The sequence below is a fragment of the Desulfuromonas soudanensis genome, assembly GCF_001278055.1.
In the GTDB taxonomy this organism is placed as follows: Bacteria; Desulfobacterota; Desulfuromonadia; order Desulfuromonadales; family WTL; genus Deferrimonas; species Deferrimonas soudanensis.
Map to the genome: position 1 here is coordinate 1,538,081 of NZ_CP010802.1, position 13,220 is coordinate 1,551,300.

Here is a 13,220-nt window from a genome sequence, read left to right on the forward strand (position 1 = left end):
GACAGGGACGGGTCAAAGCTGTTAGTGTCACCAGTCATATAACAGCCCCCCGGAAAACTCGATATTATCTTACGAAGCCCCGGAAAAGATCCGGGGCTTTTTTTTGTCGGGCATAGAAAGAAGGACATGATGAATTTCAGCGAATTCAATTTTCACCCCCAGGTTGCCGCAGGCGTTAAAGCGGCCGGTTACAGTGAGCCGACCCCGATCCAGGCCGAGGGAATCCCTGCGGTCATGAAGGGGGATGACGTAATGGGCCTCGCCCAGACCGGCACCGGCAAGACCGCCGCCTTCGCCCTGCCGATCCTGAACCGCCTGATGGAGGGGGGACGGGGTTCCGTGCGCGCCCTGGTGATCGCACCCACCCGTGAGCTGGCGGAGCAGATCCACCTGGCGATCGAAACCCTCGGCGCCGAGACCCGCCTGCGCAGCATGACCATCTACGGCGGAGTGGGGATCAACCCCCAGATTCAGAAACTCAAGCGCGGCGTCGAAATCGTCGTCGCCTGCCCCGGCCGCCTCCTCGACCATATCGGTCAGGGGACCATCGACCTCAGCCGCCTCGAAGTCCTGGTCCTCGACGAGGCCGACATGATGTTCGACATGGGCTTCTTCCCCGACATCCGCAAGATCCTGGCCCGTCTCCCCGCCAAGCGCCAGACTCTTCTCTTCTCGGCGACGATGCCGGTGGAGATCCGCAAGCTCGCCAACGATGTGCTGCATCATCCGGTGACCATCCAGGTCGGCACCACCTCCGCGGCGGTGACCGTCAGCCACGCCCTCTTTCCGGTGGGCCAGCACCTCAAGACCCCCCTGGTTCTTGAACTGCTGCAGCACACCGACACCGAGTCGGTGCTGATCTTCGCCCGCACCAAGCACCGGGCCAAGCGCCTCGGCGAGCAGCTGGAAAAAGCCGGCTACAAGGCGGCCTCCCTGCAGGGGAACCTTTCCCAGAACCGTCGTCAGGCGGCTCTCGACGGCTTCCGCAGCGGCGCCTACCAGATCCTGGTGGCCACCGACATCGCCGCCCGCGGCATCGACGTGTCGCAGATCTCCCACGTCATCAACTACGACATTCCCGATACCCCCGAGGCCTATATCCACCGCATCGGCCGGACCGGCCGCGCCGCCCGCACCGGGGACGCCTTCACCATGATCACCGGGGAGGATACGGGGACGGTGCGCGCCATCGAGCGCCTCCTGAAGTCCACCATCGAACGGCGCACCGTGGACGGATTCGACTACAATGTCGCCGCCCCGAGCCGGGACGTCGAGTTCGCCCGTCCTCCCCGCCAGTCGACCCAGCGCCGCAAACCGGCCGGCGACGGAGCACCGGGATCCCGCGGCGCATCGAGCCGTCCCAAGGCTCCCGGCTCCAGGGGCGCCGCTTCCTATGCCCCGGCCAGCCGCCCCCGCCGTCCCGGCAGCCGCACCGGCAATTAAGGACGGACACCCCTTTTCCCAACCTTGATCGATGACCACCAGCCCCGGACCTGCAAGGTCCGGGGCTTTTTCGTCCCCGGCGCCATGGTGTATTAATTTACAGATCGGGTATATTGATCATTGACGTTGCCCGGCGAAAATGCGACAGTTTCACCCCGTTGCCTGTACGGTTTCCTGTCGTCCGTTTTTTCGCGGGCGAAGAACCGGGCGATAACCCGTCGCAGAGGAGATTCCGTGGTCATACTGACGCTGAATTGTCGTACCCAAAGCCTCACCTGTGTCCTGTTTGACTGGAAAAAGCAGCACCTTCTCGGCAAGGGGAGCGTCGACGGGATCGGTACTCCCCTGGCCACGGCTTCCTTCGCCCGCTCCGATGGCCGTCTCATGAGCCGCAGCGCGCCCTGTCCCGATCACCGCTCCGGTCTGGCCCTGATCCTTTCCCTCCTCACCGATCCCGCCGCCGGCCCTCTCGACGGTCCGGATGGAATTGCCGCCATCGGCCACCGGGTGGTTCACGGCGGCGAGCGCTTTTCCCGTTCGGTTCTTATCGACAGGGACGTGATCGACGCCATCCGCTCCTACGAGCACCTGGCTCCCCGGTACAATCGGCCCAATCTGGCCGGAGTCGAGGCCGGGCTCGACCTGCTGCCGAAGATCCCGCAGATCGCCGTCTTCGACACCTCCTTCCACCAGAGCATGCCCGCTCACGCCTTCATCTATCCCGTTCCCTACAGCTGGTACCAGAAGCTCGGCGTGCGCCGCTACGGCTTTCACGGCACCTCTCACCTCTATCTCGCCAAGCGCGCCTCGGCTCTCCTCGGCAAACCCCCCGCCGAGTGCAACCTCATCACCGTGCATGTCGACCGGGGGATCTCCCTGTGCGCCATTAAAAACGGCGCCTCCATCGACACCAGCATGGGGATGACCCCCATCGAGGGGGCTCTGATGGAGAGCCGTTGCGGCGACATCGACCCGGGGATCCCGTCCTTTCTCATGGACCAGGAGGGGCTGAGCCCCGCAGCGATGACCGGAATCCTCAACGAACGCAGCGGCCTCTTCGGCATCACCGGGACCGCCGTCAGCCGCCGCTCTGTTCTTGCTCAGGCCGCCCAGGGAGAGGCGCGCTGCCTCCTGGCCGTGGAGATGGAGGCCTATCGCCTCAAAAAATACATCGGCGGCTATCTTGCCGCCGTCGGTCGCCCCGATGCCATCGTCTTTACCAGCGGCCACGGACTCCTCGAGGCCGGAGTCCGGGAGCGGGTTCTCGACACCCTGGGGTCCTTGGGCATCCGTCTCGATCCGGTGCGCAACCGCGCCCCGGAAACCGTGGATCAGGAGGTTCTTGTCAGCGCCGAGGGGTCGAGCGTCCGGATCTACGTCGTTCCGACCCACGAGGAGCTGGTCTTTGCCGCCGATGCGGCCGCCCTCCTCCAGGGGACCCTGGCCGATCATCTCGATCACGACTACCCCTTTGCCCGCGCCGATTTCCCCGCCTACCCGGCGAACTGGCGTCCTGCCGAGGGGTGAGATTTCCTCTGGCTATCGCCTTGCATCGCGATAAAATAGGAGTGCAGGAAGAAGACGCCAAAGAAAGGAGACACCAGATGAACGCCGTAATCGCAAGAGGACAGTGGAATCAGCTCCGGGGCGGTTTCCGCGTCGGAATGGGACGCTTGACCGACAACAGTACCAGGCGCTTCAATGGCCGGATGCTGCAACTGATGGGGCGGACCCAGGTGACCTACGGACGGATGCTGGCAACGGTGGGGAAGAGGTTCCACCGGCTCACCGGGTTCTAGTCCCCGGTCTGTGTGAAAATCCCAGGGGAGGTGGCGTCAAACGCTTGAATGGCCCCTACGGAGTACCGGTCCGTCCCCCGGCCAGCGTTTCAAAGAGATCGTCATACCGCCCGGCCAACTCCCCCCAGTCATAGCGCCCGACATGTTCGCGCAGCTCCGTCGTCTCCGGCACCGGGAGACTTTGGAGCATTTCCCGCAGCCGTTCAAGCAGGTCGTCGAAACCGTCGTAGAGGAATCGCTCCTGGAGCGCTGCCGGCAGATGCTCGGGGTAGGCGAGGCGCCGCGGCAAAAGCGGCGTGCAGCCGCAGTAGATCGCCTGGACGACGCTGGCCCCGAAGAAGTCGTGGCTGGAGGTGACCGGAAGGATATCGGCGCGAAAGAGCCAGCGGGCATAGTCGGCAAAATTCTCGGCATAGCCGAAGTGGACGATCCGTTTTCCGAGCTGCTGCCGCGCCTCCGTGAAGACCTTCGGAAACTTGCGGTAGGATTCGCCGAGGATCGCCACCTCGAAACCGAGACCTTCCTCCTGCAGGCGATAGAGGGCCGCGAAAAACTCCTCCGGGTTCTTGTCGTACTCCCAGCGGTGGTTCCAGAGGATCAGCGGCGGTGCGCTGGCCCCCTTCGTCTCTTTCGGCCGGTGCCTGTCGAGGCGCTGCAGGTCGAGTCCCAGGGGGAGCACCGTGCTCTTTGCCGAAAGGAGCTCGAGGCTTTCGAGTTCGTTCTCGTCGGGGAAGCCCTTGAGGAAGGCCGGAAGCTCTGCGATAAAGGTCTCGCGATGATAGCGGGAGTTGAAGAGCACGGCATCGGCGGCCAGGGCGCTGGTGTAATTGATGAAGGCGTAGTGGGCATCGCGCTGTTGCGCCGTATCGGCATCGGTCGGCGACCAGGGGTAGGTGAGCTGGTTTTCGTGGAAGTAGAGGGCGGTCGGCAGGGCGGCGCTTTTTTTACGGGTCAGGGCGAGAAAGGTCGTCAGATCGAGCATGTCGCTGGCGAGAAGAAGGTCCGGTTTGCTGTCGTTTTCCATGAACCGCCGCGCCAGGGTCACCGCCCCGCCATGCATGCGCCACTTCCAGTGCCGGCCGCTCAGGGTCAGCAGTTCGACGTCGTGACGGCTGCAGCGGGCGTACTCGCAGGCCCAGGCGGCGTGGGAGCCGGCATGGAAAGGTTCGATCAGGCAGATCTTCATTGCACGGTCTCCATGGAGGAGACGATTCTAGTCGGGGCGGGGGTGTTTGACAAGTTTTTCCTGTTTGACAATTGTCGTATTGTCGGAGACAATTGTCATAAGCCGGAAATGAACAGGAATGGAGGTCGCCATGCCCACCGTCGCACTCACCAAGATTCTCGGGGTCTCACTGCCGGAAGGCTCCCCCCTCGACCTGATCGAAAAAACTCGCCAGGGACTCCCCAGGCGATCCATTGATTTTCTCTCCAAGGCGCTGGACATCAAGCCGGTCGATCTTTCTGCGCATCTGCCGGTGACCTGGCGCACGATCCAGCGCTACGAGGCGGATAAGAGGCTCTCCCCGGATATCTCCGACCATATCGTCCAGATTGCCAGGGTTTACCAGCGCTGCACCGAGGTCATCAAGGATCGACAGCTGGCAGTCAAGTGGCTGAAGATGCCGATCCGCGGTCTGGGAAACGAGGTCCCTCTCGACCTGCTCGATACAAACACCGGGGTCCAGCTCGTTCTCGATGAACTCGGCCGTCTCGAGCAGGGGGTCTTTTCCTGATGCAGCTGTACCGGCTGATCTCGACCCGCTTTGCCAGGGACCTCTCCGGCGAGGGCGCCCGACGTTACGGGGGGCGCTGGAATCCGAAAGGGACCGCGGTCCTCTATACGACCACCAGCGTCTCGCTCTCCATCCTTGAATCGCTGGTCCACCAACCGACAACAGAAACCTTCCTCTCTTTAGCCTTGACTACCATCGAAATCCCCCATGACTCAGAAATCCAGCGCCTTGAGCCTGAGGATCTCCCCCCGGGGTGGCAAAGTTACCCGCCGCCCGGCCGGCTCCGTGATCTCGGATTCGCCTGGGTGACGAAGGGTGAGACGCTGGGGTTTGAGGTCCCTTCCGCGCTCCTCCCGGCCAATGTCTCGGAGAAGAACGTTCTGCTCAACCCGGCTCACCCCGACTTTCAGCGGGTCCGGATTGTCGAGGTGCAGCTCCTCACCCTCGATGCGCGCCTGCGCCGCCCCGCATAACCAGGGGGCCCCAAGTCAGGAGCGGCGACGCGGGATGGTTCACCGATCCTTTCCGAACGTTCCAATTCATCGGCCACGATAAGTGTTTTAGTCCAGCTCCGCGGGGACATCGGCGGGGTGTCCGACGGCTTCGAAGACGGCGCCGAACTTCGAGGTGACCAGATCCCATTCCGCCTGCAGCGACTCGAGGATCGCCTCCCAGGCATCGAGAGTTGCGCCAGAACCTTTCGGCTGCGGCAATAGGGCCTCCCGGTAAACCTCCTCGAGGCGCCGGACGCTGACCTGCCGGGAAAAGAGCTTCGCCGTCCGCAGTCCCTCCTCATGCCAGCGGGCCAATTCCTCATGGTCGGCGGCCGCGTCGATAATGGCCGCGGCGAAATCATCCGGCATCGCCGTCTGTGCCAGCAGGCGGCCGTTGCTCCGGTCCCTGACCACCTCCCGGGCCCCCGGCGCATCCAGCGCGATGACGGGGAGTCCTGCCGCCATCGCCTCCGTCAATACAATCCCCTGGGTTTCTGAAGTCGAGGCAAAGAGAAAGAGATCCATGGCGGCATAGCAGTCGGGAAGGTCATTCCCCTGCAGTTCGCCGACCATGACCAGGCGTTCGCCCAGGCCCGCCCCGGCAAAATCCTTCTTAATCCGATCCCGGGACGAACCGACTCCGGCGACGAGAAAAACTCCGTTTTTCAGGGTACGGCAGGCCTTTATGGCCGCTTCCGTCAGAAACGCCAGGTTTTTCTCCGGGGCCAGCCGGCCCAGGTGTCCGAGAACAAAGGCCTCGGGGGGGATGTTGAGTTTGTCTCGGAAGCGCCGTCCCCGGCCTTGGCGGAAAAGATCCGTATCGACCCCCGTCGGGACGACCCGACAGGGGGTGGTCACCCCCCGTTTTTCAAGGAGACGGGCAATGCTTTCGCTCGGAGCGATGACCCGTCGGCAGAGATTGGCGAAACGGGTGGCGAGTTCGATGACGAAACGCTGCATGACCGGAGAGTCGAAGGGGACATAATGGGTGTAGCGTTCATAGAGGGTGTGGTGGGTGAAAAGAATCGGCAGCCGGCGATGCCGGGCCGTTCGCAGGGCCGCATCCCCCAGGAGGAACGGATGGTGGCTGTGAATGATTTCAGGTGCAAAGGCGTCGAGCCGGCGGCGGAACTGCCCCGGCAGCAGCAAACGCACGGAAAAATCGCTGCCGTTGAACTTTTGCAGCGCCGGGACCCGCACGACCCTGTCCGGGTCTTCATCCCCCCTGTGGAGGCCGGGAAAGGTCGGGGCCACTACCAGCACCTCATGGCCGCGGTGGCGCAGGTCATCGGCAAAGACGGCCACCGATCGGGCCACTCCGCCGATATGGGGGAGATAGGTGTTGGTAAACATGCATATTTTCATAGTTCCTCCGGGATCAGCGGGGGGGCGTCCAACCTCAAGCATAGCCCCTCCCCGGCTGGATGCCAGGGGTGCCGGTCCGGGAAAAATTCAGGGAATCGGAGCGGGGAGAGGCGGCAATTGACAAGGCGGGGGCGGGCGGGTTATGAGTGATGCGGCTTTTTTTTTTGAGAGGAATATTCGGGGCGGCGAAGGGGAGGAGAAACCATGCTGCAACTGCTGAACGACTGCCAGAAGATCGAACTTCTGGCCAGCGAAATGTACTTGTACCTGGCGGACAACCAGGAGTATGCGGAACCGGTGCGGAAAGCTTTCCGCCTCCTTGCCACGGATGAACTCGAGCATTCGCGGCAAATCGACGCCGCCATGGGTCTGCCGGAGGGGACCCTCGATGTCAGTAGCCGCATCGCAGGAGAGAAGGTCACCGAAGCGCTGCAACTGGCCCGGCGGTTCCAGAAGAATATCCTGGGTCGCCGATTGAGCGAGGAGGAGGCCCTGCGTCTGGCGATCAAACTGGAGGAGGCCTTCGTTCGGGTTCACCTCGACAACGCCCTGCATTTTCACAAACAGCGGGAGGCGGCGGTCTTCAAGGGGCTGGCCCAGTCCGATGAAGATCACCTCAACACCCTGCGCGACTGCCTCAAATGGTGGCAAGGCCAGAAGAAACAGTAGCGGCATGACTGCCGGCCCTTCGATTTTTTTTATCGACGCTTCTTCCCCGGGGGGCCGGGCGATTTTGCCGCCGTTTTAAATTCCGGTTCGTAGCCGACGATGAAACTGTCGCTGTTTTCGTTTCGCAGGCTCAGAAAATGGCTGTTGTTTTTGTCGAAAGGACAGATTGGCAGAGGGCAGGGTTCAAAGCCGAAGCGTTTGTAGTAGGCAACTTCGCCGAGGACGAAGAGGGGCCGGCTCCTGATCGGTTCCTGTCGCAGGGCAAATCTGAGGATTTCCGAGCCGACCCCCTGTCGTTGAAAATCCGGGGCCACGGCCATGGGCGCCAGGTGCAAGCCGCAGATCTCCTTGCCGTGATAGGCCGGGGAAAAGGCGAGGTAGGCGATGGCCTTGTTAGTGTGGAGACAGACCCACTCGTGCAGGGATCGGCCGTTTTCATGGAGCCTTTGCACCAGGTCGGCTTCGTAGGCGCTGCCGGGGAAGGCGGCGCGCAAAAGGGCGTAGACCTTGGCCCGGGTTTCTTCCGTCACCTTCTGTATCTTCATGTCTCTGATCTCTCAGGCTGTTTCTAAATAAAAGCGGTCTCACGCGACGACGCAACGACGCGACGAAAAGGCTCAGAGGCTTGCTGCAAGACCAAAAAACGAGGGTGAAAAGCAAGACCTCGCCAGCATTTGATTTTCGTTGCGTTCGTCGCAGCGTCGCGTGATAAATTCCCTTTAACGGTTGATAGATTCCTTCAGCAAAGCCGCAGCTGTCCGTCCTCTTCGGAATCGAATTCCGAATCCTCCCGGACCGGAAGCGGGGCCGGATCGACCGATGGAGGCGGCACAGGGTTCGCCTTCTCATTTGTCTCCGCCTCCTCGGTCTGAATGGCCGCCGCCGCCCGTATCCCCTCATCGGCCGCCCGCTTGGCCAACCTGTCGCAGCGCTCGTTGAAGGGATGCCCGGCATGGCCGCGCACCCATTCCCAGGTGACCTCATGCCGGGAAGAGAGGGCGGCGAGCTGCCGCCAGAGGTCCTGATTGGCCAGGGCGCCGGGGATCTCCAGGCGGTCGTTGCGGATCCAGCCGTCAATCCATTCGCTCATCCCCCGCACCAGATACTGGGAATCGCTGAAGACGCGCACCGTCCTGCGGTTGTTCAGGGCTTCGAGCCCCCGGATCGCCGCCAGCAGCTCCATGCGCTGCGAGGTGGAGACCGGCTCGAAGCCGCTCAATTCCTTTTCCATCTCCCCATGGCGCAGGATCACCCCGTACCCTCCCGGTCCCGAATCCCGTCCCGAGCCGTCGCTGTAGAGCTCGACAACCCCCGGCGGTGGCGGGGTGAAGGCGATCTCGAGGGCCTCGAATTCGAGCTCCCGCAGCAGCGCCACCAGTTCCGGAAGGTTCGGCGTCTGCCGCTGCAGATCGGCCAGGGGGACCTCCAGGGGGACGTCATAGCGGACGGTAGCCAGACGTTTCGAGAGCCGGGCCTGCTCGGCATAGGCCTGGAGACTGTCCCGGCGCTTCTTTCCGTTGACCAGGCTCTTCCACTCGAGGACCCCTTCGAGGGAACCGAAGCGCCGGACCAGCTCGGCGGCGGTTTTCTCGCCGATTCCGGGGACGCCGGGAATGTTGTCCGAGGTGTCGCCGGCCAGTCCGAGGACGTCTGCCACTTGCTCGGGGGGGACGCCGAAGCGGTCGAGAACCTCCCGGGGCCCCGAGCGCCTGTCCTTCATGGTGTCGAGGAGGGAGATCCCCTCGCCGACGATCTGCATCAGGTCCTTGTCTCCGGTGACGACGGTGACCTCGATTCCTTCGGCGGCATGACGGCGGGCCAGGGTGGCGATGACATCGTCGGCTTCGAATCCGTTCGCTTCAAGGGCCGGAATGCGGAGGGCCGCCAAAATTCTCCTGATGTAGGGGAGCTGAAGGGCCAGATCCTCGGGGACGGCGTCGCGATTGGCCTTGTATGGGGGATAGATGTCCCGGCGGAACGTCTCTTCCCGCGGCCGGTCGAAGACGACGGCCAGATAATCGGGGGCGTTTTCCTGCAGGAGGCTAAGGAGCATCTTGGTGAAACCGAAGACGGCGTTGGTCGGCATGCCTCCTGCGGTGGCGAGATCGCGGATGCCGTAAAAGGCGCGGTAGATGTAACCGGAGCCGTCCAGTAGATAGAGTCGGGGCGACAAGTTCAGTGGTTTTTCAGAGGTGTGCATTTGGTCCTAGGCCTTGGCGAAGAGACACTTGAGATAACGGCTTTCGGCGAAGTCGAGGGGGTGGTCGAGGGCGTGGCTCGTCTCCTCAATCCTGCGCAGGGGGCGACCAGCGCGGGCGGCGGCCTCGCACATCGTCCGGCGGAAATCTTCCGGGGTCACCGGGCTCGAGCAGGAGGCGAGGACGATGTCGCCGTCGGGGGCAAGGAGGCTGACGCCGAGGTGGGCGAGGCGGCCGTAGGCGGCAAGAGCCTCCTTGACCTGGGCGCGGCGCACGGCGAAGGCCGGCGGGTCGATGATCACCAGGTCGTATTTCTCCCCCTTCTTCACCAGGTCGGCCATCGCCTTGAAGGCGTCGTCCCTGATCGTCAGGTGGCGCGCCGCCGCAACGGTCGGCACGTCGGCATTGAGGGCGAAGTTGCGCTGCGACGATTCGAGGGCCGGGCCGCTCTGGTCGATGCTGGTGACCTCCCGGGCGCCCCCGCGGGCCGCGGCCAGGGAGAATCCGCCGTTGTAGGAGAAGACGTTGAGGACCCGTTTCCCCAAGGCGAGCCGCTCCACCCGGGCGCGGTTGTCCCGCTGGTCGAGGAAAAAGCCGGTCTTCTGGCCGCGGATCGGGTCGACTTCGAAACGCAGACCGTTTTCGCGGCAGGTGAGGGTACCGACGATCGGCTCCCCGTAGAGGATCTGACCGTCCTCGAGGCCGCGCAGATGTTCGGGGTGCTGTTGCAAGCCGCGGTTGAGGCGCAAGACGATGCGGGAGAGCGGTTGCTGCTCCAAAAGGCTCTCAAGGCAGTCGCAAAGGTGGGGAAACCAGGCGTGGGTGTAGAGCTTGACCACGGCGGTGTCGCCGTAGCGATCGACGACCATCCCCGGCATCCCGTCGCTCTCGCCGTGGATCAGGCGGTAGCCGTCTGTTTCGGTCTGCAGCAGGGGGAGGCGGCGCGCCAGGGCCTGTGCAATTCTTTCGGCGAAGAAGGCGCGATCGATGGGGCCGGGCTGGCCGGCGCGCAGGACGCGCAGGCGGACGGGGGAGAAGGGGTCGTAGAGGCCGATGGCCACGAAGCGCTTCTTGTTGTCGAAGACGACCGCCAGATCCCCCGGTTCTCCCTTGTGGCTTTCCCTGGTGATCCGTTCGACGTAGAGCAAGGGGTGACCCCGGTGGAGACTGGCGACGGCCGAGTTGCTGACCTGCAGTTTCACGGGCCTGGAGGAGGAACGGGGCCAGTCGGTCAGGAGGGGGTGAAGAGAGCCGGTCATGGGGGGGAAATCCTTTAGGTGTCCGATTGCCGGGATCGCGAAGAGCAACGCCGACAGTTGGAGCGCGGTAAGGGTGGATGTTAGCAGATGTGGCGTCGAAGGGGGACCCCCTTTTTCATCCCGGTGGCCGTCTCGGGAGAAGGGACCCTGTTTCTGGTGGTAAAATCAGGGGAAGGGAAGGGGGGAAAAGATGAATCTGGAACGCCTGCGCTTGTATCTGCTGGAGAAAAGAGGGGCCGTGGAGGAATACCCCTTCGGCCCGGAAACGCCGGTGTTCAAGGTCGGGGGGAAGATCTTCGCCCTGGTCTTTTTCGACGGCGACCTTTTGTGCCTCAATCTCAAGAGCGACCCCGACCACGCCCGGGTCCTCCGGGAATACTATCCGGCCGTCCTCCCCGGTTACCATATGAACAAGCGCCACTGGAACACCGTCCTTGTCGACGGCAGCATCCCCGAGGACGAACTGCAGTCGATGTTGGACGATTCCTACGCGCTGGTGGTCGCGGGATTGAGCCGGGAGGCGAGAAAAAACCTGTCCTGATCTCCGTTTTTTCCCCCTACGGATGCAGGGAGTCGATGGCCTGCAGGTAGTCAGAGATATCCCGCGGCTGGTCGAGATCGCTCGTGGCCCGGTAGCGGACCGTCCCTTTTTCGTCGATCAGGTAGGTCACCCGTTCGGAAAAACCCTCGGGGCGCAGGACGCCGTAGCGGCGGCAGACCTCCTTGTTGAGATCGCCGAGGAGGGGGAAGCTCGCCACGTCGATCTGCTCGGCGAAGGCCCGGGCGGCATGATGGGAATCGACGCTGACGGCCAGTATTCTGGTGGAGAGCCTTGAAAAGATCGGTGCGTTACCCTCCAGACCGGAGAGTTCGGAGGCTCAGACCGGAGTGAAGGCCAGGGGGTAGAAGACCAGCAGGACTTTGCTTCCGCGCAGGGCGCTGAGGGTGACTTCGCCGCCGGAGGAGGCGGGGAGGGTGAAATCGGGGGCGGTCTCGCCGATGTTGATCATGGTCGTGCTCCTTGTTCGGGTCAATGGTTTGTCAGGAAAAAAAACCGCCTTACCACTGAGACACAGAGAACTTAAGAATAGACCCAAAATATTATTGAAAATTCTTCTGTGACCTCTGTGACTCCGTGGTGAACAGAGTTTGTCTCCCGACCTCAGTATAGCAGAAGGAAGTCCTACCAGACCTCCGGGCGGTCGCCCCGTCCCCGTTTGTAGTAAAAAGAGACCAGGGCCAGCAGGACGCCCGCCAGCATCGCCAGTCCCCCGGTCAGGGCGAGGGCGGCCCCCGGGTCGTCGTTGATGGTGAGGATGCTGTAGGGACGGTAGAGGGGTTCGACGGGGCGCAGGAGGAGCCCGGCCTCCGTCAGGGCGGAGGGGGGCCCTTCGGCGAGGAGGTACCATCCCCGCCAGGATGGACCGTCTGGATGATTCAGCTCCAGCTCGAAGGCCGGCCTGCCCAGTTCGCTGCTCCCCCTGGCGACCCGCCCGCCGGCGAGGCGCCGGGCATCGGAAAGGAAGTTCAGGACCCGGAGACGCAGGCCGTCGGGAAGGGAGAGTTCGGCTCCGGGGGAGAAGGAGGTTCTCCCCACCCCGGCGATGTGGACGGCAAACCCTTCCACGGTCCGTCCGAAGGAGCCGGGGAAAACGGCCAGCCCCTTCCAGGTCAGGGGGGTGTTGGTCCGGACGATCTGCCTGGCGAGGAGATTGTCGCCGTGGAGGAGGGCGACGGTGCTGAGCATGTCGACGGGGCGGCCGTTTTCCGCGAAAATCGGCTCGAAGGCCTCCAGGCGCAAAAAGTGCCCGGGAAGGGAGGGGAGAGCGAGGGTTTGGCCGACGAAGAGGCGGTTTCCCTCGCTGCGGAATCCGGCGAGGCTCCCCCAGAAATAGGCGATGAGGACGAGGACGAAGCCGAGGTGGATCAGGTACTCGCCTCCCTTGCGCCAGCGGTAGCGGATGCGCCGCGCCCAGTCGAGAAAGCAGCAGAGGGTGTTGAGACAAAGGAGGGCTAGAAGAAGGGCGCCGACCGGCACCCACCAGCTCAGAAGCGGCGCAGCGCTTCCCGCCGTGGACCACCAGCGGCCGAGAATCATGCGGTCCAGGTCGCCGAAGACCCCGGGGTTGAAATGCATCACCAGCGATCCGCCGATGCCGAGGAGGGTGACGGCGGCGGCCAGGACGATGGCCAGCTTCAGGGAACAGAGGAGCCGCCAAAGAGAAGCAAAAAGGGGGCGCAGAGCCACGGGAGCCTC

The 13,220-nt window shown here is 63.3% G+C and carries 14 protein-coding genes; 7 read left to right on the plus strand and 7 right to left on the minus strand.

Going from position 1 to position 13,220, the window contains the following annotated elements; translation table 11 throughout:
- The first annotated feature begins 129 nt into the window (after positions 1–129).
- The 3 genes from DSOUD_RS06910 (at position 130) to DSOUD_RS06920 (ending at position 3,242) form a co-directional block, all read left to right on the plus strand.
- Positions 130–1,443, plus strand: coding sequence for a DEAD/DEAH box helicase (locus DSOUD_RS06910; RefSeq protein WP_053550322.1), 1,314 nt, complete (start codon positions 130–132; stop codon positions 1,441–1,443).
- A gap of 234 nt (positions 1,444–1,677) precedes the next feature.
- Positions 1,678–2,970, plus strand: a complete 1,293-nt coding sequence (locus DSOUD_RS06915) for an acetate/propionate family kinase (protein ID WP_053550323.1) — start codon at positions 1,678–1,680, stop codon at positions 2,968–2,970.
- A 77-nt stretch (positions 2,971–3,047) separates the two neighbouring features.
- Positions 3,048–3,242, plus strand: coding sequence for a CsbD family protein (locus DSOUD_RS06920; protein WP_053550324.1), 195 nt, complete (start codon positions 3,048–3,050; stop codon positions 3,240–3,242).
- 55 nt (positions 3,243–3,297) lie between these two features.
- Here DSOUD_RS06920 and DSOUD_RS06925 read toward each other — a convergent pair whose 3' ends face one another.
- Positions 3,298–4,428 (minus strand): tRNA-queuosine alpha-mannosyltransferase domain-containing protein, encoded by a 1,131-nt coding sequence (locus DSOUD_RS06925; protein ID WP_053550325.1) that lies wholly within the window; start codon positions 4,426–4,428, stop codon positions 3,298–3,300.
- Positions 4,429–4,558: 130 nt separating this feature from the next.
- Between DSOUD_RS06925 and parS the strand changes: the two genes are divergently transcribed.
- Positions 4,559–4,978 (plus strand): type II RES/Xre toxin-antitoxin system antitoxin, encoded by a 420-nt coding sequence (gene parS, locus DSOUD_RS06930; protein WP_157671783.1) that lies wholly within the window; start codon positions 4,559–4,561, stop codon positions 4,976–4,978.
- Positions 4,978–5,451, plus strand: coding sequence for an RES family NAD+ phosphorylase (locus DSOUD_RS06935; protein WP_053550327.1), 474 nt, complete (start codon positions 4,978–4,980; stop codon positions 5,449–5,451). The genes parS and DSOUD_RS06935 overlap by 1 nt, the downstream gene beginning before the upstream one ends.
- Positions 5,452–5,538: 87 nt before the next feature.
- Here DSOUD_RS06935 and DSOUD_RS06940 read toward each other — a convergent pair whose 3' ends face one another.
- Positions 5,539–6,837, minus strand: a complete 1,299-nt coding sequence (locus DSOUD_RS06940) for a glycosyltransferase (RefSeq protein WP_053550328.1) — start codon at positions 6,835–6,837, stop codon at positions 5,539–5,541.
- A gap of 204 nt (positions 6,838–7,041) precedes the next feature.
- Here DSOUD_RS06940 and DSOUD_RS06945 point away from each other — a divergent pair, with 204 nt between their 5' ends.
- Positions 7,042–7,506 carry a ferritin family protein gene (locus DSOUD_RS06945; protein WP_053550329.1) on the plus strand — a complete coding sequence of 155 codons (465 nt, stop codon included), beginning with the start codon at positions 7,042–7,044 and terminating at the stop codon, positions 7,504–7,506.
- A gap of 29 nt (positions 7,507–7,535) precedes the next feature.
- Here the strand turns inward: DSOUD_RS06945 and DSOUD_RS06950 are convergent, their stop codons facing one another.
- The 3 genes from DSOUD_RS06950 to DSOUD_RS06960 all read right to left on the minus strand — a co-directional run bounded on the left by DSOUD_RS06950 (position 7,536) and on the right by DSOUD_RS06960 (position 10,963).
- On the minus strand, positions 7,536–8,051 hold the full coding sequence (locus tag DSOUD_RS06950; RefSeq protein WP_053550330.1) for a GNAT family N-acetyltransferase: 516 nt from the start codon (positions 8,049–8,051) through the stop codon (positions 7,536–7,538).
- A 194-nt stretch (positions 8,052–8,245) separates the two neighbouring features.
- Positions 8,246–9,685, minus strand: a complete 1,440-nt coding sequence (locus DSOUD_RS06955; RefSeq protein ID WP_053552322.1) for an RNase H family protein — start codon at positions 9,683–9,685, stop codon at positions 8,246–8,248.
- Between the two features lie 27 nt (positions 9,686–9,712).
- Complete coding sequence (locus DSOUD_RS06960) at positions 9,713–10,963, minus strand: class I SAM-dependent rRNA methyltransferase (RefSeq protein ID WP_053550331.1); 1,251 nt, start codon at positions 10,961–10,963, stop codon at positions 9,713–9,715.
- 190 nt (positions 10,964–11,153) lie between these two features.
- On the opposite strand from DSOUD_RS06960, the gene DSOUD_RS06965 reads away from it, so the two are divergent.
- Positions 11,154–11,504 carry an MmcQ/YjbR family DNA-binding protein gene (locus DSOUD_RS06965; protein WP_053550332.1) on the plus strand — a complete coding sequence of 117 codons (351 nt, stop codon included), beginning with the start codon at positions 11,154–11,156 and terminating at the stop codon, positions 11,502–11,504.
- Between the two features lie 16 nt (positions 11,505–11,520).
- Here the strand turns inward: DSOUD_RS06965 and DSOUD_RS06970 are convergent, their stop codons facing one another.
- On the minus strand, positions 11,521–11,973 hold the full coding sequence (locus DSOUD_RS06970) for a redoxin domain-containing protein (protein WP_232426512.1): 453 nt from the start codon (positions 11,971–11,973) through the stop codon (positions 11,521–11,523).
- A gap of 173 nt (positions 11,974–12,146) precedes the next feature.
- Complete coding sequence (locus DSOUD_RS06975) at positions 12,147–13,211, minus strand: cytochrome c biogenesis ResB family protein (RefSeq protein WP_053550334.1); 1,065 nt, start codon at positions 13,209–13,211, stop codon at positions 12,147–12,149.
- Between the last annotated feature and the right edge of the window lie 9 nt (positions 13,212–13,220).

Excerpts from the sequence above, each read along its gene's own strand:
- DSOUD_RS06910 (WP_053550322.1), top strand. The coding sequence starts at position 130 with ATGAATTTCAGCGAATTCAATTTTCACCCCCAGGTTGCCGCAGGCGTT.
- DSOUD_RS06920 (WP_053550324.1), top strand. The coding sequence starts at position 3,048 with ATGAACGCCGTAATCGCAAGAGGACAGTGGAATCAGCTCCGGGGCGGT.
- DSOUD_RS06925 (WP_053550325.1), bottom strand. The coding sequence starts at position 4,428 with ATGAAGATCTGCCTGATCGAACCTTTCCATGCCGGCTCCCACGCCGCC.
- parS (WP_157671783.1), top strand. The coding sequence starts at position 4,559 with ATGCCCACCGTCGCACTCACCAAGATTCTCGGGGTCTCACTGCCGGAA.
- DSOUD_RS06935 (WP_053550327.1), top strand. The coding sequence starts at position 4,978 with ATGCAGCTGTACCGGCTGATCTCGACCCGCTTTGCCAGGGACCTCTCC.
- DSOUD_RS06940 (WP_053550328.1), bottom strand. The coding sequence starts at position 6,837 with ATGAAAATATGCATGTTTACCAACACCTATCTCCCCCATATCGGCGGA.
- DSOUD_RS06945 (WP_053550329.1), top strand. The coding sequence starts at position 7,042 with ATGCTGCAACTGCTGAACGACTGCCAGAAGATCGAACTTCTGGCCAGC.
- DSOUD_RS06950 (WP_053550330.1), bottom strand. The coding sequence starts at position 8,051 with ATGAAGATACAGAAGGTGACGGAAGAAACCCGGGCCAAGGTCTACGCC.
- DSOUD_RS06960 (WP_053550331.1), bottom strand. The coding sequence starts at position 10,963 with ATGACCGGCTCTCTTCACCCCCTCCTGACCGACTGGCCCCGTTCCTCC.
- DSOUD_RS06965 (WP_053550332.1), top strand. The coding sequence starts at position 11,154 with ATGAATCTGGAACGCCTGCGCTTGTATCTGCTGGAGAAAAGAGGGGCC.